This is a genomic window from Massilia sp. Soil_C_3, assembly GCF_057657035.1.
The window spans coordinates 245565-268230 of sequence record NZ_JBDGJG010000005.1 but is presented as its reverse complement, the minus strand read 5'-3'; the positions used below and the strand labels follow the sequence as shown (position 1 = coordinate 268230).

The 22666-nt window shown below is 65.3% G+C and carries 21 protein-coding genes; 12 read left to right on the top strand and 9 right to left on the bottom strand.

Translation table 11 applies throughout. The features are described 5' to 3' along the window. Positions 1-12: 12 nt before the first annotated feature. The gene (locus AC3A6F_RS11835; protein WP_487680886.1) at positions 13-1245 is read right to left on the bottom strand and encodes a thiamine pyrophosphate-dependent enzyme; all 1233 of its coding nucleotides are present in this window, start codon (positions 1243-1245) and stop codon (positions 13-15) included. Between the two features lie 404 nt (positions 1246-1649). Here AC3A6F_RS11835 and AC3A6F_RS11830 point away from each other — a divergent pair, with 404 nt between their 5' ends. Further along, positions 1650-2945, top strand: a complete 1296-nt coding sequence (locus tag AC3A6F_RS11830) for a S41 family peptidase (protein WP_487680884.1) — start codon at positions 1650-1652, stop codon at positions 2943-2945. Here AC3A6F_RS11830 and AC3A6F_RS11825 read toward each other — a convergent pair. The 6 genes from AC3A6F_RS11825 to hmgA all read right to left on the bottom strand — a co-directional run bounded on the left by AC3A6F_RS11825 (position 2942) and on the right by hmgA (position 9797). Next, entirely contained in the window at positions 2942-4294 is a 1353-nt protein-coding gene (locus AC3A6F_RS11825; RefSeq protein WP_487680882.1) for an amino acid permease, read from the bottom strand. The two genes, AC3A6F_RS11830 and AC3A6F_RS11825, sit on opposite strands and share 4 nt — an antisense overlap. Positions 4295-4539: 245 nt before the next feature. Continuing rightward, on the bottom strand, positions 4540-5241 hold the full coding sequence (locus tag AC3A6F_RS11820) for an MBL fold metallo-hydrolase (RefSeq protein WP_487680880.1): 702 nt from the start codon (positions 5239-5241) through the stop codon (positions 4540-4542). A gap of 59 nt (positions 5242-5300) precedes the next feature. Next, a complete protein-coding gene (locus tag AC3A6F_RS11815; protein ID WP_487680878.1) occupies positions 5301-6104 on the bottom strand; it encodes a TlpA family protein disulfide reductase in 804 nt (267 codons plus the stop codon). A gap of 55 nt (positions 6105-6159) precedes the next feature. Continuing rightward, a complete protein-coding gene (locus AC3A6F_RS11810; protein ID WP_487680876.1) occupies positions 6160-6912 on the bottom strand; it encodes an SDR family NAD(P)-dependent oxidoreductase in 753 nt (250 codons plus the stop codon). A 131-nt stretch (positions 6913-7043) separates the two neighbouring features. Then, positions 7044-8369 (bottom strand): hemolysin family protein, encoded by a 1326-nt coding sequence (locus tag AC3A6F_RS11805; protein ID WP_487680874.1) that lies wholly within the window; start codon positions 8367-8369, stop codon positions 7044-7046. Between the two features lie 120 nt (positions 8370-8489). Beyond that, positions 8490-9797, bottom strand: coding sequence for a homogentisate 1,2-dioxygenase (gene hmgA / locus AC3A6F_RS11800; RefSeq protein ID WP_487680873.1), 1308 nt, complete (start codon positions 9795-9797; stop codon positions 8490-8492). Positions 9798-9977: 180 nt separating this feature from the next. Between hmgA and AC3A6F_RS11795 the strand changes: the two genes are divergently transcribed. From AC3A6F_RS11795 to AC3A6F_RS11775, 5 genes are all read left to right on the top strand, one after another. After that, positions 9978-10886 carry a LysR family transcriptional regulator gene (locus AC3A6F_RS11795; RefSeq protein ID WP_487680871.1) on the top strand — a complete coding sequence of 303 codons (909 nt, stop codon included), beginning with the start codon at positions 9978-9980 and terminating at the stop codon, positions 10884-10886. 34 nt (positions 10887-10920) lie between these two features. Further along, entirely contained in the window at positions 10921-12015 is a 1095-nt protein-coding gene (hppD, locus tag AC3A6F_RS11790) for a 4-hydroxyphenylpyruvate dioxygenase (RefSeq protein WP_487680869.1), read from the top strand. Positions 12016-12127: 112 nt separating this feature from the next. Beyond that, on the top strand, positions 12128-12481 hold the full coding sequence (locus AC3A6F_RS11785; RefSeq protein ID WP_487680867.1) for a CidA/LrgA family protein: 354 nt from the start codon (positions 12128-12130) through the stop codon (positions 12479-12481). Beyond that, positions 12474-13211: an LrgB family protein gene (locus AC3A6F_RS11780; RefSeq protein ID WP_487680865.1), complete on the top strand. Its 738-nt coding sequence runs from the start codon at positions 12474-12476 to the stop codon at positions 13209-13211. The genes AC3A6F_RS11785 and AC3A6F_RS11780 overlap by 8 nt, the downstream gene beginning before the upstream one ends. Before the next feature lie 67 nt (positions 13212-13278). Then, complete coding sequence (locus AC3A6F_RS11775; protein WP_487680863.1) at positions 13279-14310, top strand: patatin-like phospholipase family protein; 1032 nt, start codon at positions 13279-13281, stop codon at positions 14308-14310. 170 nt (positions 14311-14480) lie between these two features. Here the strand turns inward: AC3A6F_RS11775 and AC3A6F_RS11770 are convergent, their stop codons facing one another. Beyond that, positions 14481-15083 (bottom strand): hemerythrin domain-containing protein, encoded by a 603-nt coding sequence (locus AC3A6F_RS11770; RefSeq protein WP_487680861.1) that lies wholly within the window; start codon positions 15081-15083, stop codon positions 14481-14483. Positions 15084-15429: 346 nt separating this feature from the next. Between AC3A6F_RS11770 and AC3A6F_RS11765 the strand changes: the two genes are divergently transcribed. The 5 genes from AC3A6F_RS11765 (at position 15430) to AC3A6F_RS11745 (ending at position 20095) form a co-directional block, all read left to right on the top strand. Then, a complete protein-coding gene (locus AC3A6F_RS11765) occupies positions 15430-16431 on the top strand; it encodes a manganese catalase family protein (protein WP_487680859.1) in 1002 nt (333 codons plus the stop codon). 58 nt (positions 16432-16489) lie between these two features. Continuing rightward, positions 16490-17398, top strand: a complete 909-nt coding sequence (locus tag AC3A6F_RS11760; protein WP_487680857.1) for a ZIP family metal transporter — start codon at positions 16490-16492, stop codon at positions 17396-17398. Between the two features lie 72 nt (positions 17399-17470). Further along, positions 17471-18076, top strand: a complete 606-nt coding sequence (locus AC3A6F_RS11755) for a TetR/AcrR family transcriptional regulator (RefSeq protein WP_487680856.1) — start codon at positions 17471-17473, stop codon at positions 18074-18076. 546 nt (positions 18077-18622) lie between these two features. Then, positions 18623-19336, top strand: a complete 714-nt coding sequence (locus tag AC3A6F_RS11750; protein WP_487680854.1) for an SDR family oxidoreductase — start codon at positions 18623-18625, stop codon at positions 19334-19336. A gap of 36 nt (positions 19337-19372) precedes the next feature. Then, positions 19373-20095, top strand: coding sequence for a hypothetical protein (locus AC3A6F_RS11745; RefSeq protein WP_487680852.1), 723 nt, complete (start codon positions 19373-19375; stop codon positions 20093-20095). 74 nt (positions 20096-20169) lie between these two features. Here the strand turns inward: AC3A6F_RS11745 and AC3A6F_RS11740 are convergent, their stop codons facing one another. Then, positions 20170-21513, bottom strand: a complete 1344-nt coding sequence (locus AC3A6F_RS11740; protein WP_147935445.1) for an MFS transporter — start codon at positions 21511-21513, stop codon at positions 20170-20172. Positions 21514-21657: 144 nt separating this feature from the next. On the opposite strand from AC3A6F_RS11740, the gene cyoA reads away from it, so the two are divergent. Continuing rightward, positions 21658-22665 carry a ubiquinol oxidase subunit II gene (gene cyoA / locus AC3A6F_RS11735; RefSeq protein WP_123071373.1) on the top strand — a complete coding sequence of 336 codons (1008 nt, stop codon included), beginning with the start codon at positions 21658-21660 and terminating at the stop codon, positions 22663-22665. Position 22666: the final 1 nt, after the last annotated feature.

Below are 22666 nucleotides of genomic sequence, written 5' to 3'. Positions count from 1 at the left end.
TCTCGTGCCATCTTATACTCCCAACTGCTGACGCTGACGGCGCAGGTGCGCCGGCATGTCTTTATAAACGTCTTCGAACATGGTCGCGGCGCTCGGCGCGCGCTCGTCGCCCAGGGTGCCGTAGCTCTCGGCTTCCTTCTGCGCGGCCAGCACTTCGGCTTCGAGCTCGGCCTGCACGGCCTCGTGCTCGGCATCCGACCACCAGCCCAGATTGCTCAGGTACTGGCGCAGGCGGGCGATCGGGTCGCCCAGCGGGAAGCGGGCGTAATCGTCGGCCGGGCGGTAGCGCGAAGGATCGTCCGAGGTCGAGTGCGGGCCGGCGCGGTAGGTGACCCATTCGATCAGGGTCGGGCCGAGATTGCTGCGCGCTCTTTCGGCGGCCCAGCGCGAGGCCGACAGCACGGCCAAAAAGTCATTGCCGTCCACGCGCAGCGAGGCGATGCCGCTGCCGATGCCGCGGGTGGCGAAGGTCACGCTCTCGCCGCCGGCGAGCGCCTGGAAGCTCGAGATCGCCCACTGGTTGTTGACCACGTTGAGGATGACCGGCGCGCGGTACACATGGGCAAAGGTGAGGGCGGTCGAGAAATCGGATTCCGCGGTGGCGCCGTCGCCGATCCAGGCCGACGCTATTTTTGTGTCGCCCTTGATCGCGGAGGCCATGGCCCAGCCCACGGCTTGCGGGTACTGGGTGGCGAGGTTGCCCGAAATAGTAAAGAAGCCGGCCTCGCGCACCGAGTACATCACCGGCAGCTGGCGGCCCTTGAGCGGATCGCGCTCATTGGACAGCAGCTGGCAGATCATGTCGACCAGGGGCACCTGACGCGCCATCAAGAGGCTTTGCTGGCGGTAGGTCGGGAAATTCATGTCGCCGTCCTGCAGCGCGAGGGCGTGGGCGGTGCCGATCGCCTCCTCGCCGAGCGAGATCATATAGAACGACATCTTCTTCTGGCGCTGGGCGATTACCATGCGCGCATCGAAGATGCGGGTCTTCATCATGGTGCGCAGGCCGAAGCGCAGCAGGTCGCGGTCGGGTTCCTCGGCCCAGGGGCCGACGGCATTGCCGTGCTCGTCGAGCACGCGGATCAGTTGTTGGGCGATGTCGCTTGTCTCCAATGGAGCGACATCGATCGGTGGACGCCGGACCGAACCGGCAGCGCTCACCTGGAGGAACGAAAAATCAGTCTTGCAGCCCGGGCGGCCGGTAGGCTCCGGTACGTGCAGCGACAGAGGATTGCTCTGGCTCATATGTATGCTTTCCCTTTTGAGGTGTTTTGCAGCAAGAGGCATCATAGACCTTTAGTTGACGTTTACGTCAACTGCGCGAAACTATTTTCATATTGCTTTGCAACATAGCAAGTCGTCATTTTTTGCCATTGAGGTAGGGGTTGCCTTGATTGGCGCGATGGAGGCAAGTTATGCGGCATGGGTGCGCCGCACAGCGCCCGGCGCACCGACGACGATAGAGCATCGAACGGGCCAGTCATTGGGATCGGCTAAACGGGCGCAAGGACATACGTGGCTGGGCGGCATTTAGCCGCATTTGTCGCGTGATAGTGCATTTCATCGCAAAACCCATGCCGCCCAGCAAGTCTGGCGCTAGCATGCATTCGTTCCGGATGAGGTAACCGGCAAGACTATTGAAAGCACGCATGCATCGACGACTGCTGTCCACGATTTCCCGATTTCGGCCGCTACTGGCGACGTTCTTCCTTGCTTGTGGACCGGTGACGGCAGCGGATGGCGTGCCGCAGCCCATCAGCGCGGCGCAGTTTCGCGAAGATATCGCCTTCGTCCGCGCCATGATCGCGCGCATGCACCCGGATCCCGGCTTCTCGACCGACCCGCCGGCCATGCACCGCGCGCTCGACCGGATGGCGCACGATGCGCCGCCCGCGCTCACGCGCGACGAAGCGTGGCAACGGCTTGCATCGATCAATCCGCTGCTCGCCGATGGTCACTTCGTGATCGGCTATCCGGACTGGCGCAGGGAAACGCGTGCGTGGCTGGCGCAGGGCGGCGGCCTGTTTCCGATCGAGGTGAACGTCGAACAGGATGGCGCGCTCCATCTGCTTGCAACCCCGACCCGCGTCGTCTCCGTCAATGGCGTGGCCGCAGGGGAACTCGTGTCGACCCTGTCGTCCATGGTGCACGGCGATACGCCACGCTTTCGGGCGAACCTGCTGGGCCAGCGCTGGTGGTTGTACTACTGGAAGAGGTTTGGCGCTCCCGAGGCCTACGAACTGGTACTGGAAGAGGAGGGCGTGCGGCGCACGGTCACCATGCCAGCACGACGGACGCTGCCGGGCGTCCTGGAACAGGAGGCACGGCAACCCTTCGATCTCGCCATTGGCCGGGATGGCGGGGCCGTGCTGACGATCGACACTTTCAACCTGGCCGATCCCGCTCCATTCCTGGCATTTACCCGCGACGCGTTCACCCGCATCCGCGCCCAGGGCGTGACCAGCCTGGTGATCGACATCAGCAACAACGGTGGAGGAGACGACGCGGTGTGGCTGGACGGCTTGATGCCCTATCTGGCCACGCAACCCTACCGGACCGGCTCAACCTTCCGCGGCCTGGCGCGGGCCCCGGCAGGCGCCCCGGCCAAGCCCATGCAGGGCGAGATTGCGACCTGGCGCCAGCCGCAGCCGGACAACCCGCTGCGCTTCTCGGGCAAAACCTGTGTGCGTATCGGACCCGGCACGTATTCGTCCGCCATCCTGTTCGCCAACGTGATGCACGATTTCGGCTTTGCCACCCTGGTCGGCGCAGGCAGCGCCGCCAGGCGGTCGCAATCGGGAGGCATCCGCGACGTAGTGCTGCCGCATAGCGGTCTCGCGCTGACACTGCCGCGCTTCATCCTGGACCCGCCCTCCGGTCGTGCGCCGGAGTCGCTTCTCGAAGGAGACGCGGCAGAAGGAGATGCCGCAGGTCGGCGCAACTAGCGGGTCTTGCGCCGCTCGCGCAGCCAGTAGCCCAGGCCAAGTACCGCCAGCCATACCGGAATCAGGAATACCGAGATGCGCAGGCCAGGCGTGAGGAGCATCACGACCAGCAGCAGGGCAACGAATCCCAGGCACACATAATTCGACAGCGGGAACCAGGGGCTGCGGAAGGTCGTCGTCGCGCCGAGCGCCTCCTTGCTGCGGCGGAAACGCAGGTGGCTCCACGAAATCATGGCCCAGTTCAGGACCAGGGCGGTCGTGGCCAGCGTCATCACCATGCCCAGCGCTTCGCGCGGCAGGAAATAATTGATCACGATCGCCGAAGCCGTTGCCATCGCCGACACGCCCAGGGCGACCAGCGGCACGCCGCGCCGGTTGGTGTACTTCAGCGACGCTGGCGCATTGCCCTGTTCGGCCAGGCCGAACAGCATGCGGCTGTTGGCGTAGACGCAGCCGTTATACACCGATAGCGCGGCGGTCAGCACGACCAGGTTGAGGACGTTGGCGACCCAGCCGCTGTCGAGCGCCTGGAAGATCAGCACGAAGGGGCTGCCCCCTAGGACCACCTTCTGCCACGGGTACAGCATCAGGAGCACCGCAAGCGCGCCGATGTAGAAGATCAGGATCCGGTACAGCGCGTTGTTGGTGGCGCGCGGGATCGTGCGCGCCGGGTCGTCGGCTTCGGCGGCGGTGATGCCGATCAGTTCCAGGCCGCCGAACGAGAACATGATCACCGCCATCGCCATCGCGAGGCCGGCCACGCCGTGCGGGAAGAAGCCGCCGTGCTGCCACAGATTGGCCACGCCCGCCTCGGGACCGGCGCCACCGCCGATCAGCAGGTAGAGGCCGAACACGATCATGCCGACCACCGCGACCACCTTGATCACGGCGAACCAGAACTCCATTTCGCCGAAGGCCTTCACGTTGAGCAGGCTGATACAGTTGACCAGCACGAAGAAGCCGAGGGCCGAGACCCAGGTCGGCAGCTCCGGGAACCAGTACTGCATATAGATGCCGAGCGCGGTCAGCTCGGCCAGGCTGACCAGGATGTACATCACCCAGTAATTCCAGCCCGAGGCGAAGCCGGCCCAGCGGCCGCAATACTTGTCGGCGAAGTGGCTGAACGAGCCGGCCACCGGCTCGTCGACGATCATCTCGCCGAGCTGGCGCATGATCAGGAAGGCGACCGCCCCGGCGATCGCATAGCCCAGCAGCACAGAGGGACCGGCCATCTGGATCGTCGAGGCGATGCCGAGGAACAGGCCGGTGCCAATGGCGCCGCCGAGGGCGATCAGCTGGATGTGGCGGTTCTTCAGCCCGCGCTTGAGTTCGTTGTGCCCGTCGGCCATGGTCCGTCTCTTGGTCTTGCCAGAAAGACAGGGATTCTACTGCATCCTTTGGGTCAGGCAAACCTGCGCCACGAAGTAGAGGCCCGGGCTATGCTGTCAGTAACGGCATGTCGCCGACCACCATCAAGGAGAAATTATGCGCAAGATGATCATGATGGCCCTGGCCGGGCTGATCTGGAAGCAGTTTCAAACGAAGGTAATGAAGCGTCCACCAACGCCCAAACGCACCTGGCGCTACTAATCCATCACACGCTGTGCGGCAGGCCCAGATTGCGGTTTGCCGGCACGGCGACATCCATCATCCGCGGGCGCGGCAGGTCGAGCGCCGCCATCAGGGCAACGAAATCCTCGCGGCTGCGGTTGGCCAGGCGCGCGTTGTGGCGCCGCTCCCAGCCGATGGTCGACACCGACTGGCCCTTGTAGTCGTGGCCCGGCCACACCCGTACATGGTCGTCCAGGACGAACAGCTTGCGGGTGACGCTGTCGTACAGGCTGTCCGAACTCCCGCTCTGGAAGTCGGTGCGGCCGCAGCCGTCGATCAACAGGGTATCCCCCGTAAACAGGTTGCCATGCCACAGATAGCACATGCTGCCGGCCGTGTGACCAGGCGTGTGGATCACCGCGATGTGCTCGTGCAGGCCGAAGCGGATCTGGTCGCCGTCCTGCAGCTGCACTTCGGCCGGCGGGATGTCGCAGCCGCTGGGTACGCAGGCCTTGGCGCCCGTATGCTCGCGCAGTCGGCCGGCCGAGGTCACGTGGTCGGCGTGGGCGTGGGTCTCCAGCACGTGGGTCAGGCGCAAGCCGAGGCGCTCGATATGGGCCAGGTCGCGCGTGAAATGGCGGTCGACCGGATCGATGATGACGGCGTCGTAGCTGCCCGGGGCGGCCAGAATATACGTAAACGTCGACGATTCGGCGTCGAACAGCTGGATCGGATTGACTTGCATAGACATCTCCTCGGTTGCCGCGATGTTTTACCACAAGTCGCAATGGCACGGTAGCCTGCTCATTGCAGGCTCGCCAGCTTGTCCCTCAGCGTTGCCTCCGACAGCTCGCCGACGTGACGCAGCCGCAGCTTGCCATCCGCGTCATAGAACAGGGTGGTGGGATAGCCGGCGGCGCCGGTACGCGCCGCGAGCTGGCCGGCAGGATCGATGACCACGTTCTGCAGGCGCAGCTGCTGCGTGGCCAAAAAGCGCCGCACCACCACGCCCGACTCGCCCTGGTTGACGAACACGAAGCCGATGTCCGGATTGGCCGCCTGCGCCGCCTGCATGGCCGGCATCTCGCGCCGGCAGGGCGGACACCAGGTGGCCCACAGGTTGACCACCAGCGGTCGCCCGCCCAGGCTGCGCAGCGCCACTTCGCTGCCGTCGAGCTGGCGCACCATCAGGTCGGGCAAGGGCGGCCGCGGCGGCGCCAGCGCCTGGGCGGCCAGCAGGCCGCCGATCCAGACCGCGCCGCCGGCCAGCACGCTGGCCAGCAGCGGGCGGCGCAGCTCGGCGCGGCGCCGGGTCAGTTCGGCGCCGATCACGCAGGCGACGATCAGGCCCGCCGCCGCTTCGAAGCCGCCGTCGCGGATGTCCAGCGCGCTCCATGGCGCCTTGACGTAGATGTCGTGGTGCTTGAGCACGAACACGGCGCGCGCGGCAATGAAGCCCGCCACGATCATCCGCCACAGCACCGTGCCGGGGTCGACGCCGCGCCGGCGGCGCAGCCAGTCGGCCGAGGTGGTAGCCGCCAGCAGCGCGAGCACGACCAGCACGGCCGATAGCGGAATGATGAGAGGGCCGAGCCTGACGACGTCCATGCTGTTCCTTGTGCGATCCAAAGCACAAGTATACGTGCTCGCCAGGTGCGGCGTGCTAGCTGATGTTCAAGCCGCCGTCGACGGCCAGCACCTGGCCGGTGATCCACCCACCCATCGTGCCGGCCAGGGCCACGATCGCCGCGGCGACGTCGGCCGGCGCGCCGCGCCTGCCCAGCGGAATGCGTGCGGCTTCGTCGGCCTTCACGGCCTGGATCTGCTCCGGCGTGAGACCCATCCGCTCGGCCAGGAAGTCGGTCTCGGTCGGTCCGGCGGCGATCGCGTTGACGCGGATGCCGCGCGGCGCCAGTTCCAGCGCCCAGCAGCGCGTCAGGTGCTCCACCGCGGCCTTGCTGGCGCCGTAGTGGGACAGCAGGGCGCCGGCCTTGTGGCCGAAGGTGGACGACAGGTTGAGGATGAGGCCTTGCGCCGCCTCCAGGTGCGGCAGCGCGGCGCGCGCCAGCAGCGACGGGCCGATGACGTTGACCTCGAAGATGTCGCGAATCTGCGCGGCTTCGGCGTCCTGCAGGGGCAGGATGGCGCCAGCCCCGGCATTGTTGACCAGGACGTCGAGGCGGCCATGGCGCTCGATGACGGCGGCGATCGTGCGCGGCGCGTCCTCGGCCTTGCCGGCGTCGGCCACGACATAGCCGATGCCTGGATGTTCGGCGGCGAGCGCCTGGAGCGGCGCCTCGCGCCGGCCGGTGACGACGACGTGCGCGCCGCCCTGTGCAAACTGTAGCGCCGCGGCGCGGCCGATGCCGGCTGCGCCGCCGGTGATCAGGACGACGATATCCTTGTTTTGTTGCATGATGCTTGCTCCTGCTGGGTTGGATGCGTGACCGCCCACGATCGTTCGTGAGCCTCACATCCATCCAGACGAGCCAGGAGCCGCGGGCGTGACATCGCGGGGCCTGTCTCTCTCCTCGCAGGGAGGGAAGGTCAGGCCTCTTCGGCGACCGGCTGCGGCGCGGGCAAGCGGTCCACCAGGATGCGGTCGATGCGGTTGCCGTCCATGTCGACCACCTCGACGCGATAGCCGCCCCATTCGAAGAATTCGGAGGTCTTGGGGATGTAGCCGAACTGGTACAGCACGAAGCCGGCCAGCGTGTGGTACGCGCCGGTCCCTTCATCCGGAAAGCGCACGTCGGTATTCATCAGGTCGCGGAAGCGGTCCAGGTCGACGCCGCCGTCGAGCAGCCAGCTGCCGTCCTGGCGCTGCACCGCGTCCGGATCGTTCTCTTCGCCGATCACGGTGACGTCGCCCACCAGGGCGCTCATCACGTCGGACAGGGTGACCATGCCCTGGATGTCGCCGTACTCGTCGACAATCAGGGCCAGTTCGGCGCGGTTCTTCTTGAACAGCTCGAGCAGCACCATGGCGCTCACGGTCTCGGGCACGAACAGGACATCGGACACCGCATGCTCGATATTGACCGCCTCGAGCGAGCCATGCCGCACCGACTGCGCCAGCAGGTCGCGCACCTTCACGTAACCCAGGATCTGGGCGCGGTCGCCGCGGTACACGGGGAAGCGGCTGTAATTGTGGCAGCTGATGAGTTCCAGGGTGCTGCGCCGCTCGGCGTCGAGGTCGATCATGACCAGGTCGACCCGCGGCGTCATGAGGGCCTTCAGGTGGCGGTCGTCCAGGCGCAGCGCGCGCGAGACGATGTCGTACTCGGTTTTTTCGAACAGGCCGGCGTCGGTGCCTTCCTTGAACATGCCGGCGATGTCTTCTTCGGTCGGCGCGTCCTCCTTGGCGTCGTGGATGCCGAACAGGCGCACGATTGCCTCGGTGGTGAGCGACAGCACCTTGACGAACGGCGACATGACCACCGACAGCATGTTCAGCGGCGGGGCGATCAGGGTCGCCATCGTCTCCGGGTGGCGCATCGCGATCCGCTTGGGCACCAGTTCGCCCAGGACGATCGAGACGAAGGTGATGCCCAGCACCACCACGAACAGCGCGATCTCGTAGGCGTAGGGCGCCAGGAAGCCGACGGTCTCGATCTGCGGCGTCAGGCGCGACACCAGCGAGGCTTCGCCGAAGGCGCCGGTGAAGATGCCGATCAGGGTGATGCCCACCTGGACGGTGGACAGGAAATGGCTGGGATTGTCGGCCAGCGCAATCGCGGCGCGGGCGCCGCGGCTGCCTTCTTCGGCGCGCCGTTCCAGGCGCATGCGCTTGGCCGAGACGAGCGCGAGTTCGCTCATCGCGAACACCCCGTTCAAGAGGATCAGAACGAGGATGATCAATATGTCTGACATGCTGGGCGCTTGCCCCATGACCGGTCATGCCGGACCGTGGCCGGGCGGGCCACCATGGCCCGCCCGCGAATCATGGCATAAATGACAAAATCCGGGAACACCGCAGCGTGTGCTGGCGTGTCATCGCTCCAGGCGGAAGTGCTTCTGGATGCCAGCCCAGCACTGCTGATAATCGCCCTGCAGCTGGGGCGAGGCCAGCGCCTGCGCCGTCGGCACCAGGGCGGCGCGGGTCTCGAACATGAAGGCCATCGTGTCGCCCACCTTGTGTGGGTGGCCGGTGTCGGCGCTGCTGGCCTTGTCGAAGGTGGCGGCGTCCGGGCCATGCCCGCTCATGCAGTTGTGGATGCTGGCGCCGCCCGGCACAAAGCCTTCGGCCTTGGCGTCGTAGGCGCCGTGGATCAGGCCCATGAACTCACTGGCGACGTTGCGGTGGAACCAGGGCGGACGGAAGGTGTCCTCGGCCGCCAGCCAGCGCGGCGGGAAGATCACGAAGTCGATCGTGTCCACGCCCGGCGTGTCGGACGGCGACTGCAGCACCAGGAAGATCGATGGATCAGGATGGTCGTAGCTGATCGAGCCGATCGCGTTGAAGTGGCGCAGGTCGTATTTATAGGGCACGTAGTTGCCGTGCCAGGCCACGACGTCCAGCGGCGAGTGGCCAATCGGGGCGCGCCACAGGCGCCCGCCGAACTTGGTCACCAGCTCGAAATCGCCCTCGAGGTCTTCGTAGCGCGCCGTCGGCGTGAGGAAGTCGCGCGGGTTGGCCAGGCCGTTGGAGCCGAGCGGGCCCAGATCGGGCAAGCGCAGCAGGGCGCCGAAGTTCTCGCAGATATAGCCGCGCGCCTCGCCGTCGGGGAGCAGCACCTGGAAGCGCACGCCGCGCGGGATCACGGCGATTTCCTGCGGTTCCACCTCGATGTGGCCCAGCTCGGTCGCGATCGACAGCCTGCCCAGCTGGGGCACGATCAGGAGTTCGCCATCCGAGTTATAAAAATAGCGGCCATCCATCCCGCGGTTTGCCGCGTACATATGGATGGCGCAGCCGCTCATCGCATCAAACGCGCCGTTGCCGGCCATGGTCACCCAGCCGTCGATGAAGTCGGTCGGCGAGTCCGGCATCGGCAGCGGGCTCCAGCGCAGCTGGTTGGGCGGCGCCGGGGTGTCGAAGCGGCCTACCAGGCGCGGCGCGTCCAGCCGGACAAAGCTGCCATGCACCGCCGCCGGGCGGATGCGGTAGAGCCACGAGCGCCGGTTATGGCTGCGCGGAGCGGTGAAGGCGGTGCCGGACAGCTGCTCGGCATACAGGCCATAGGCCACGCGCTGGGGCGAGTTGCGGTGCTGGGGCAGGGCGCCGGGCAGGGCTTCGGTGGCGAATTCATTGCCGAAACCGCTCATATAGGCTGACGGATGGCCGGGCTCGTGGCTCATGGGGTCTCCTGGACGGTAGATAGTATCTTTGATGGCGCCACTCTAGAATAATCCGCCATGTTTTACGAGATGAATAGAAAAATGTAGACTATTCATATCATAAATATTGCTGTTCGGGCGACCGCCTGGGCGTGGACAATGCGTTTCTATTGCCGGTCAGGCCGGCAGCCCGGGAAATCCATGATCGAAGCACACGATATCGACCTGAATCTGCTGGCCGTGTTCCAGGAGGTATACCGGGAGCGCCAGATCTCGTCGGCGGCACGGCGCCTGGGGCTGTCGCAGTCGGCCGTGAGCAATGCGCTCGCGCGGCTGCGGCGCAGCTTCGGCGACGAGCTGTTCGTGCGCACCGCGAGCGGCATGCAGCCGACCCCGCTGGCGAGCCAGATGGCCGAGCCGATCGGGGCGGCGATGGCGCAGGTGGCGCTGGCGCTGAACCAGCGCAGCCGCTTCGAGCCGGCCACCAGCAACCGGCGCTTCATGCTGGCCATGACCGACGTCGGCGAAGTGTATTTCATGCCGACGCTGATCGAGCGCTGCCGCCAGCTGGCGCCCCAGGTCGAGATCAGCTCGGTGCGGGTGGGGATGCTGTCGCTCAAGGAAGAGATGGAGGGCGGGCGGGTCGACCTGGCGGTGGGGCCGTTCGAGGACGTGTCCGAGGCGCTGTACCAGCGCCATTTGTTCAGGCAACCGTTCGTGGCGATGTTCCGCAAGGGGCACCCGCTGGCGCGGGGCGAGCTGACCCTGGCGCGCTTCGCGCAAGCCGAGCATCTGCTGGTGGACGCCGCCGACAGTCCCTACGACCGGGTGAATGCGGCGCTGGCCAGGGCCGGCATCGGGCAGGCGACCCGGTATCGCGTACCGCATTTCACGGCGGTGCCGTATATCGTGAGCACGGGCGACCTGGTCGTGACGGTGCCGCAAAAACTGGCCGAGCGCGCGGCCGTGCCGTTCGGGCTCGAATGGGCGACGCCGCCGCTCGACCTGCCGCCGCTGCAAACGAATATTTTCTGGCACCGGCGCTTCAACCAGGATCCGGGCAACCAGTGGTTGCGGGGTCTCCTGGCCGACGTGTTCGCCGAAACGTGAGTCAATAACAGTCAACTGAATAAAGGAAGAGACAATGGCAGACCTGTTCGAAAATCCGATGGGCCTGATGGGCTTCGAGTTCGTCGAGTTCGCATCGCCCACGCCGGGCGTGCTGGAACCGGTGTTCGAAGCGCTCGGCTTCACCAAGGTCGCGGTGCACCGCTCGAAGGACGTCGCTTTGTTCCGCCAGGGCGGGATCAACTTCATCGTCAACAACGAACCGAAGAGCTACGCGGCCTACTTCGCGGCCGAGCATGGCCCGGCGGCCTGCGGCATGGCCTTCCGCGTCAAGGACGCGCACAAGGCCTATGCGCGCGCCCTGGAACTGGGCGCCCAGGCGGTCGAGATCCCGACCGGCCCCATGGAACTGCGCCTGCCGGCCATCAAGGGCATCGGGGGCGCGCCGCTGTACCTGATCGACCGCTTCGAAGAGGGAAAATCGATCTATGACATCGACTTCGAATTCATCGCAGGCGTCGACCGCAATCCACCGGGCCACGGCCTGTCCATCATCGACCACCTGACCCATAACGTTTACCGCGGCCGCATGTCCTATTGGGCCGGTTTCTACGAGAAGCTGTTCAACTTCCGCGAGATCCGCTACTTCGACATCAAGGGCGAGTACACCGGCCTGACCTCGAAGGCGATGACGGCGCCGGACGGCATGATCCGCATTCCGCTGAATGAAGAAGGAAAAGCTGGCGGCGGCCAGATCGAAGAGTTCCTGATGCAGTTCAACGGCGAAGGCATCCAGCACATCGCGCTGCTGACCGACGACCTGATCGCCACGGTCGACAAGCTGCGCGCCGCCGGCGTGCCGCTGATGGCGCCACCGCCGGACACCTATTACGAGATGCTCGACGAGCGCATCCCCGGCCACGGCCAGGACGCCGACGCGCTGAAAGTGCGCGGCCTGCTGCTCGACGGCGCCGTCAAGGACGGCCACGCGCGCCTGCTGGTGCAGATCTTCGGCGTGCCGCAACTGGGTCCGGTGTTCTTCGAGTTCATCCAGCGCAAGGGCGACGACGGCTTCGGCGAAGGCAACTTCAAGGCCTTGTTCGAGTCGATCGAGCGCGACCAGGTCAAGCGCGGCGCGATCGCCGGGGCGGGGGCCACGGCCGAGGCGTGATATTGCAACCGGCGCCGCGACCCGCAGCGCATGTACGCGGCGGCGCCGGATTTGCTATCCTGTACACGTTTGGCGGCCCGGGTGGCCGCCTTGTTGTGTTGGGGGGTTGGGTATGCTGGCTGCGTTCGCGGTCCTGTTGTTGTTCCAGTGCCTGGGCGAAGGCATCGTATTCGTCTTCCATCTTCCCTTGCCGGGGCCGGTCGCCGGGATGTTGCTGCTGATGGCGGCGCTGCTGGTCATGCCGAAGCTGCAGGCGCTGGTCGAGGAGGCCGCCAATACGCTGCTGTCGCACCTGTCGCTATTGTTCGTGCCGGCCGGCGTCGGCATCCTGGTTGCCGCCGGCAGCGGCAGCGGCCACTGGATCGCGATCCTGGCTTCGCTCGTAGTCAGCACCGTGCTGGCCCTGGCCGTGACCGGCCTGATCCTGCGCGGTATGGGCGCTGCAAGCAAGGACGGCGATGCCTGATTTCGCCGAGTTCAGCCATTTCTGGGTCTATCTTTCCGCCTCACCCCTGCTGGGCCTGACCATGACCCTGTGCGCCTACCTGGCGGCGCAGCGCATCTTCGCCTTGTGCAAGGCCTCGCCGCTGGCCAATCCGGTGGCGATCGCGGTCGCCCTGGTCGTGGCGGTGCTGTGGCTCACCGGGATGTCCTATGAACGTTATTTTGCCGGCGCCCAGTTCGTGCATTTCTTGCTCGGCCCGGCCACCGTCGCGCTGGCGGTGCCGCTGGTGCGCCAGCTGCCGCGCCTGCGCCGCGCCGCCTTGCCGCTGGGCGCGGCGCTGCTGGCCGGCAGCGTGACGGCCATCGTGTCGGCTGTGGTGGTGGCGCTGCTGCTCGGCGCGACGCCCGAGCTGGCGTACACGCTGGGGCCGAAGTCGGCCACCTCGCCGATCGCGATGGCGGTGTCCGAGCGGCTTGGCGGCATTCCGGCGCTGACCGCGGCGCTGGTGATCGGTACCGGCATCTTCGGCGCCGTGTTCGGGCGCTACGTCTTCATGCTGCTGGGTATCCGCTCGGACGCCGCCTGCGGCTTCGCGCTGGGCCTGGCCTCGCACGGCATCGGCACCGCGCGCGCCTTCCAGGTCAGCCCCGGGATGGGCGCCTTCGCCGGCCTGGCGATGGGCCTGAACGGCGCGCTGACCGCACTGCTGGCGCCATGGCTGGTGCCGCTCGTGATGGCCTGGATGCCCTGAGGCTACGCTGCGCCGCAACATCGGGCGCCGCGTTATGCTCGCTCCATCAATCATAAGGGAGCCGACTTTGACCACTTACAAGAAGATCAGCCTCGCGATCCAGGGCGGAGGAACCTACGGCGCCTTCGGTTGGGGCGTGCTCGACCGCCTGCTGCAAGAGGAAGACCTGGTCATCGACGCCCTGAGCGGCTCGAGCGCCGGCGCCATCAATGCGGTGGTGGTGGCCGACGGCTATGCGCGTGGCGGTGGCCGCGAAGGCGCGCGCCGCTCCCTGGACCGGTTCTGGCGCACCCTCGGCAGCGCGGCGGTCCTGAGTCCACTGCAGCGCACGCCGCTCGACCGCATGGCGCCCACCTTCACGATGGCATTCTCGCCGGCCTACCACCTGCTCGAAATGATGGGCGCAATGATGGGGCCGGTGCGTGAAGGTCCGCTTACTCTCAATCCATTACGCAACTTCCTTGCCACCATGATCGACTTTGACCGGGTGCGCGATTGCGAAGAACTGCAGGTGTTCATTGCCGCGACCAATGTGCGGACCGGCACCGGCAAGCTGTTCCGGCGCGAAGAGATGGACGTACAGCGCCTGGTGGCGTCGGCCTGCCTGCCGACGGTGTTTGCGGCGGTCGAGGTCGAGGGAGAGATGTACTGGGACGGCAGTTATGTCGCCAATCCGCCCCTGGAGCCGCTGGTGCGGCACTCGACCGCGAGCGACCTGATCATCATTCAGAACAATCCGATCGCGCGCAGCGACATGCCGACGAATATCGCCGACATCGCCAACCGCTCGAACGAGATCGCCTTCAATATCAGCTTCGTGCGCGAGGTCAGCGCCCTGCAATATCTGAATGGGGTGCCCGACGAGAGCCGCGGCGCAGGGGCGGCGCCCAATAACAAGCACCTGCACCTGATCAGCGGAAACGAATTTTTGCAGGATCACGGTATCTCGGCCAAGATGAATGCTGAAATGCCTTTCCTCCAGATGCTGCACGACCAGGGCGTCAAGACGGCTGATCTATGGCTCAAGGAGCAGGGGCAGCATCTTGGCCTCAAGTCGACGCTCGACCCGATGCCGGTGTTTTTCCCGGAGCAGATGTAGAGGTCTTGATTCAGAGAGAACGCAAAACAACGTCGTCCCGGCGCAGGCCGGGCCCCAAGTACTGCGAGCGTCGTCGAGATGCTGGCAAGCTTGGGTCCCCGCCTTCGCGGGGAGTCGTTACTGCCAGTGGCAGTAACGACGTATCGAAGGCCTTCGGTACTGCCTAATCCTCAGGTATTCGCCGGCTGCGACTTCCAGGTGTTCTTCTTCGGCTTGAGCGCGAATGCCGCCAGCAGGGCGCCGGCCACGCCGACCACCATTGCCGCCGTGCTGCCCGAGAAGCCGACGATGTGTTCCTTGGCCAGCTTGCCGGCCTTCGGTCCCACCAGCTGCATGCGGCGGCGTGTCATGTCGGCGCCCAGCTCGGACAGGCGCCGCTTGCCGAGGATTGCCTCGGCATCCGGCAGCAGCTTGGTTTCTTCTTCCGCCACGTGGTGCATCACGTCGCGCATCAGTTCCATTACGAGGTCGTCGTGGCGCGGATCGGCGCCGGACGTGGCGCGCAGCTCGGCGATCAGGCGGCGCATTTCATCGTGCTCGGGCTCGGCTTCGTGGATGAAGGGCTCGCTGCCGTCGCGCTGGCGCATGACCGGGTAAAAGATCTCCTCCTCCAGGGTGGCGTGGATTTCCAGGCCGTCGCAGATCGTGTCCGCCAACGCCTTTTTGACTGTCGGGCTTTTGTCTTTCGAATATTGGTGGAAGGTGACCATCACATGCGAGTGGTCGAAGCGGATCATATCGGTAATGCTTGGGCTCAATTGTTTGAGATTCATGGTAATACCCCCGTTCGTGATTGTTTGAACAATATGGTAGTCCTCGTTTGCGCGGGATGACTGTAGGCGCGCGCGCCGGGGGGGTGTCAGTCATGGACGCACACAGCGGCATGCAAGGGTCGATGCTCGGCAAGCAGTCGTCTTGACTGGAGGATTGTTTATCTGGAATAACAGATTGTCACTTTTGTCCTACAAGGACACGAGGGTGCTCCTGACTCAAATTCGACGTCGACCTGAGAACATGAACATATTGGGTTGCCGATCCCGGCGGTGACCCGCACAGGCAGCGTCACGCAGGACGCGTCGCTGCTGGTTTGATTTTCCACTTCAATCGGAGATACCTGTCATGTTTGCACACAATAAGCGCTTGCAATACACAGTCCGGGTCAGCGGACCGAACCCTGGCCTGGCCAACCTGATGCTCGAGCAGTTCGGTGGCCCGCAGGGCGAGCTGGCTGCCGCCATGCGTTACTTCACCCAGGCCGTCGCCGAAGACGATCCAGGCCGCAAGGACATGTTGTTCGATATCGCGACCGAGGAGCTGAGCCACCTCGAGGTCATCGGCCACATCGTTGCCATGCTCAACAAGGGCGCCAAGGGCCGCCTGGCCGAGGCGGCCGAGGAAGAAGCCGAGATGTACAAGTCGATCACCGGCGCCGGCAACGACAGCCACATCACGCAGGTGCTGTACGGCGCCGGCGCGCCGCTGACCAATTCCGCCGGCGTGCCGTGGACGGCCGCCTACATCGACTCGATCACCGAGCCGACCGCCGACCTGCGGTCGAATATCGCGGCCGAAGCCCGCGCCAAGATCGTCTACGAGCGCCTGATCGCGCTGACCGACGATCCGGGCGTGAAGGACGCGCTGGGCTTCCTGATGACGCGCGAAGTCGCCCACTTGAAATCGTTCGAGAAAGCGCTGTACTCGATGGAGCCGAACTTCCCACCCGGGAAAATGCCGGTGGTGCCGGCCTTCGCCAGCGTCTACTACAATATGTCGCAGGGCGACGGCGAGATGCGCGGCTCCTGGAACCAGGGTCCCGATTGGGACTTCATCAGCGATCGCGAAAAGCAGATGGCGGTCGACGGCGGCTCGGGCCAGGCCGAAGTGGCCTTGCCGAACGAAGACATCGACATCCTCCAGCAAATGGCTGCCCGCACGATTTCGAACCCGGCGGCAACCCCTCGTACGGGGGCCGAGTTGGGCATGATGCAATCGGCAACCGGTGGTACTATTGCCAACGCTGGCGATGAATCCAAAGGTCAGGCCACGGTCGCTTCGATGGGCGGACCGCTGGACGATACCGGCATCGGTAATCCGATGGGTAGCGGCAAGCCGCTGAAGTAATCCCCGGCGCCGGGGCCGCGCGTTATGCGGCTCCGGCGCAGTCTTAACAGGAAGATGCATGGACATCCAGACCGAAAAAACTGAACACCCTCGTGGCTTTCCGCGCTGGCTGACCCCACGCCGCGCCATCGGTTTCGGCATTTGCGCCATCGGCTTCCTCGTCCTGCTCGGCAGCATGATCGAGCAGATCATGAATGCCAATCCCAAGATGCTGGCGGCCCTGGCCGGCGGCAGCACTGCGGCGGCCGCGACCGCCCTCGGGACCTTGCCGGTCCTGTTCGCGCAGAATTTCACCAAGCGCACCTACGATTGCTTTCTCGGTTTCGGCGCCGGCGTCATGCTCGGCGCCACCGCCTTTTCCCTCGTGATCCCCGCCCTGAGCGCCGCCAAGACGGCCGGCGCCGGCAACTGGGAATCGAGCCTCGTGGTCGGCGCCGGCATCATGTTCGGGGCCGGCGCCATCCTGCTGCTCGGTCGCGCGGTGCGCACCGAGGGCATCCTGACCAACGATCCCGACAAGGTGTCGCTGCGGCGCGCCTGGCTGTTCGTCTGGGCCGTGGCCCTGCACAACCTGCCCGAAGGCCTGGCCATCGGCGTGGCCTTCGCCGGCATCGACGTCGAAAAAGCCACCTCGCTCGCCACCGGCGTGTCGATCCAGGACGTCCCCGAAGGCCTGGTGGTCGCGCTCGCGCTGCACGCCGTCGGCTACAGCCGCCTGACCGCGGTCGCCATGGGCGTGGCCTCGGGCCTGGTCGAGCCGATCGCCGCCGTGTTCGGCGTGGCCCTGATCGGCATCTCGGCTGGCCTGCTGCCATACGCGCTGGCCGCAGCCGCCGGCGCCATGCTGCTGGTGATCGTCAACGACGTGATCCCCGAGTCGCGCCAGTCGGGCAACGGCACCCAGGCCAGCATCGCGCTGATTTTCGGCTTCATCCTGATGACGGTGCTCGACACTGCGCTGTCGTGATATCCGGCGATGGTTGACCGCCATGGTGGGATGGTCGTAGGATAAAGATCATCCCATTTCCGCAAGCACGGCATGACTATCCCATCCAAACGGGAACAAACCCATCAGCGTATTGTCGACGTCGCGGCGCGCGCGCTGCGCCGCAACGGTTTCGCGGGCGTCGGCGTGGCCGACGTCATGAAGGGCGCCGGCCTGACCCATGGCGGCTTCTATGCCCACTTCGACTCGCGCGAAGCCCTGCTGATCGAGGCGCTCGAGCATGCCGATGCCGCGTCCACCGCCAACCTCGACCGCCGCGCGGCCGCCTTGCGCGAGGGCGGCGCCAGTCCGCTCGCTGCGCTGGTGACGGCCTACCTGTCCGAAGAACACCTGATTGCCCATGAGTCGGGCCTGGGCTGCGTGGTCGGTGCGCTCGGCTCGGAAATGGCGCGCCAGGATGCGCCGCTGCGCGAGGTCGCGCGCCGCCGCATCGAACGGCTGGTAGGGCAGGTCCAGGCGGCGCTGGAAGCCGAAGGGCGTGCCGGGGACGCCGCTGCCGGCCAGGCCCTGGCGCTGGCCGGCGCCATGGTCGGCGCCCTGCAGATCGCACGCACCTTCGGTCCCGACCCGCAAGGCAGTGCGACGCTGGCCGCCGGCCGGCAAGCCTTGCTGGCGCAGTACGCTCGCCAACCCGCCTGAATCCGAGCCTGTCAGTACGGGCCTGTAAGTAGGCTCATAAGCGGGGTCACTCATAAGCGGGGTCATAAGCGGGGTCACATAAGCGGGGTCACATAAGCGGGGTCAGGTCTGACATTCGGACACAGCCTCTGCAATGGTCCCCCCGCATAAGCGGGGTCAGGTCTGACACTCGGACACAGCCTCTACAACGATCCCCCGCGATCACAGTTCAGGTCGTGTCCAAATGTCAGACCTGACCCCGATTTTTCCCAGTTCAGGTCGTGTCCAAATGTCAGACCTGACCCCGATTTTTCCATGCCGGGGACGCCGCCGTCGGCCAGGCCCTGGCGCTGGCCGGCGCCATGGTCGGCGCCCTGCAGATCGCACGCACTTTCGGTCCCGACCCGCAAGGCAGTGCGATGCTGGCCGCCGGCCGGCAAGCCTTGCTGGCCCAGTACGCTCGCCAACCTGCCTGAATCCGAGCCTGTCAGTACGCAGTCGTTTTTTCTGGATTAAAATATGATGCGCATCATATTTAATGACGTCCATAACCAGAAAGGGATTGCCATGAAACTCGACACCGCCACCGTCCTCGTCACCGGCGCCAACCGCGGCCTGGGCCTCGAATTCGCCCGTCAGGCACTCGCGCGCGGCGCCAGAAAGGTCTATGCGGGGGCGCGCGATCCTGCAAGTGTTACCCTGGCCGGCGTCACCCCGGTGCAGCTCGATGTTACGGATGCGAGCAGCGTGGCCGCTGCGGCGCGCGAGCTGGGCGACGTTGACCTCGTGATCAATAATGCCGGCATCGCCCATTTCCAGCAGGTGCTGACGGATGGCGTGGAGGACTCGCTGCGGGCGATGCTGGAAACGAATGTGTTCGGCATCCTGGGCATGAGCCGGGCCTTCGCGCCGGTGCTCGGCCGCAACGGTGGCGGCGCTATCCTGAACGTGCTGTCGGTGGCGAGCTGGATCAGCTCGCCGGCACTGGCGGCCTATGGGGTGTCGAAGTCGGCGGCCTGGGGGCTGACCAATGCCTTGCGCAACGAACTGCGCGAGCAAGGCACGCAGGTGCTGGCCTTGCATGTCGGCTTCATCGACACCGACCTGACGCGCGACATCGCCTTGCCCAAGCTGGCGCCGTCCACCGTGGTCGAGCGCGGCTACGCGGCGCTGGAGGAGGGCGCGGACGAAGTCATGATCGATGAACTCACGCAGGCGGTGAAGGCCGGACTGTCGAGCGTGCCGGGCATTTATACCGAGGTCAGGCGCAATAATGCGTGAGAAATAGCCGCCCTGCGGCGGCTATACTCGGGCCTTATGCCACCAGCCCAACTACTGAGCCAATATCCGAGCAGCCGCCTGGCGGGCGTCGTCGTCACGCTGGTGGTCCATGCGGCGCTGGTGGCCACCTGGCAGCAGGCGCGCAAGCTGCGACTGCCCCTGCAGGGCGAGGCCGACTTCGTCCAGTGGGTGAGGGTGCAGCCGCGCCTCCCAGAGGCGGCGGTGGTCGGGACGGCTCCTGAGCGGCCGCGCGTGCATGCCGCGCCCGGGCCGATCGCGTCCTCTGCTCCCCCTGCGCCGGCGCCGGAGGCCATTGCAGCCACCGCTCCGGCCGAAGCCGTGAACGCCCCGGCGATGGTGGCGGAGCCGGCCACCGGCACTGCACGCCAGATGATCGAGCAGGCGATCCGCGACGCCGGCGCCATCGACCGTGCCGTGCGCAAGGACAGCAAGCCGACCATCGTCGCCCCACGCGACAGTCCGCAGATCCGCATGGCGAACAAATTCAGGGAAGCCGCCGCGCTGGCGCCGAACAAATGGTACGAGGCGCCCAAGATCGTCGAGCTGGTCAACGATGGCGGCGACGGCGCACGCCGTTTTCGCGTGCTGACCGCGCTCGGCATCTACTGCATCACCGAGCGCTCGCCGGCCACCAGCATCGACATGATCGAAAAACACGGCAAGCAGCGGATCACGAACTGCGGTCACGAACACGAGCAGCCGGTCAATCCCCAGGAATGGCGCACGGCGCGCGACTAGGACCGCGCGAAATGCAAGGCACAAAAAAAGACGGCCCCGCAGGGCCGTCGTCGTTTCACGCTAAGCGACAATCATCAGTCGCGAATTTCCAGCTTGCGGTTCAGGCTCAGCGCCGCCAGCGAGGCCACGGCGCCCGACAGCAGGTAGAGGCTGACATAACCCAGGCCGAAGTGGGCCGACAGGCCGAGGGCGACCAGCGGGGCGAAGGCCGCGCCCACCAGCCAGGCCAGGTCCGACGTCAGCGCCGCACCGGTATAGCGGAAGTGCTTCAGGAAGTTCGAGGTCGTGGCGCCCGCCGCCTGGCCGTAGGAGAAGCCGAGCAGGGTGAAGCCGATCAGGATGAAGGCGTTCTGGCCGCCGGTGCCGCTATCGAGCAGGAACGGGATCGAGGCCGAATACAGGGCGATCAGCGCCGCGGCAGTGCCCAGCGTGGTGCGGCGACCCAGTTTGTCGGCGACGACGCCCGAGATCAGCATGGCGATCGCGGCGAGGCCGGCGCCCCACATCTGGACGTGCAGGAACTCATCCATCGGACGGGTGTCGTACAGTTGGATCCACGACAGCGGGAACACGGTCACCAGGTGGAACAGGGCGTAGCTGGCCAGGGCTGCCATGGCGCCGATGGCGATATTGCTGCCTTGCTTGCTCACCAGTTCGCCGACCGGGGCCGGATCGAGGTGGTGCGAGTCGAGCAGGCGAGAATACTCGGGCGTGCTGGCCAGGCGCAGGCGGGCGAAGGTGCCGACCACATTGATGGCGAAGGCGACGAAGAACGGGAAGCGCCAGCCCCAGGTCAGGAAATCTTCTTCGGCCGTGTAGGTGATCAGGAAGGCGAAAATACCGGCCGCGATCACGAAGCCAAGCGGTGCGCTCAATTGTCCGAGCATGGCGTACCATCCGCGCTTGTTCTCGGGTGCGCTAAGAGCCAGCAGCGAAGGCAGTCCATCCCACGAACCACCCTGGGCGAAACCCTGGGCGATGCGCAGGGCTGCCAGCAGGACGATCGCGGTGGCGCCGATTTCACTATAGCTCGGGAGCATGGCGATGACGACGGTGCTGGTACCCATCATGAGCAGGGAAATGCCGAGCTTCATGTCGCGGCTCCAGCGCTTCTGGATCGCCATGAACGCGACCGTGCCGATCGGTCGTGCGATGAAGGCGAGCGCGAAGATCGCGAAGGAATACAGGGTGGCGTCGAGCCGGTCCGCCCATGGGAAGAAAATGGCGGGGAAAACGAGTGCCGACGCGATTGCGTACGTGAAGAACTCGAAGTATTCGGCCGAACGGCCGATGACCACGCCAACGGCGATGTCACCTGGGTCAACGTGCGCATCCCTGGCGTTGATGTTGCGAGCCCCGCTGTGCGGGTGTGTGATTGGAGCGGCCCCTGCGCCGCCGTACGTCGTCGTGCTTTGCATATTGTGTTCTCCAGAGAAGTCGACGGTCGCCACTGTTGTTAAAATTGCACTCCGGCAAAGGTGGGACAATGTGTCCAATGTTCTTTGGCGACCGTTGGCATTACAGTAGCATGTTCTCCTTCCATGTAACGTTAGATACCTAGCATGATTCCTAAAATTGTCCGCCGCGGACTCCCATTACTTCCGCTTGCAGCGCTGGCCGGCTGCAACACGGTCGTCATGAATCCCACCGGTGATATTGCGAAGCAGCAGGCCGATCTGATTACCATTTCGGTTGTGCTGATGTTGTTGATTATCGTCCCTGTGATGATCTTGACTGTCCTGTTCGCCTGGCGCTATCGCAAGAACGCCAACGCGAAGTACGAACCCGATTGGGACCACTCGACCAAGCTCGAGCTCATCATCTGGGGCGCACCGCTCCTGATCATCATCGTCCTTGGCCTGATCACCTGGGTCAGCACCCACAAGCTCGATCCTTACCGTCCGCTCGAACGCCTGGACGAACACCGTCCGATCCCGGCGTCGACCAAGCCACTCGAAGTGCAAGTCGTGGCGCTGGACTGGAAATGGCTGTTCATCTATCCAGAGCAGGGCATCGCCTCGGTCAACCAGCTGGTGACCCCGATCGACACCCCGATCCGCTTCAAGATGACCGCATCGACCGTGATGAACACCTTCTATATTCCGACGCTGGCAGGCATGATCTACACGATGCCCGGCATGCAGACCGAATTGAACGCGGTGCTGAACAAGACCGGTGACTATCACGGCCTGTCGGCCAACTTCAGCGGCGACGGTTTCTCGCACATGAAGTTCGCCTATAAAGGCGTCACCAACGAAGAGTTCAACACCTGGGTGCAGGAAATGAAGGCCAATCCAGCCGTCCTGGATCGCGCCGACTACCTGGTGCTGGAAAAGCCGACCGCCAAGGAGGCCGTGCGCCACTACGGCCAGGTCGAGCCGGCGCTGTTCAACCGTGTCGTCAACCGCTGCGTGGCGGAAGGCACCATGTGCATGAACCAGCAGATGCACGAAGACGACAAGCGCAACCAGATGGCCGCCGCTATCCGCCAGCAATCGCAGGGTGGCAAGTCGCAGCTGGCGGAAGCACTGGAAATGTGCGTCGCTCCTATTAATACCTTGATGAAGTAAT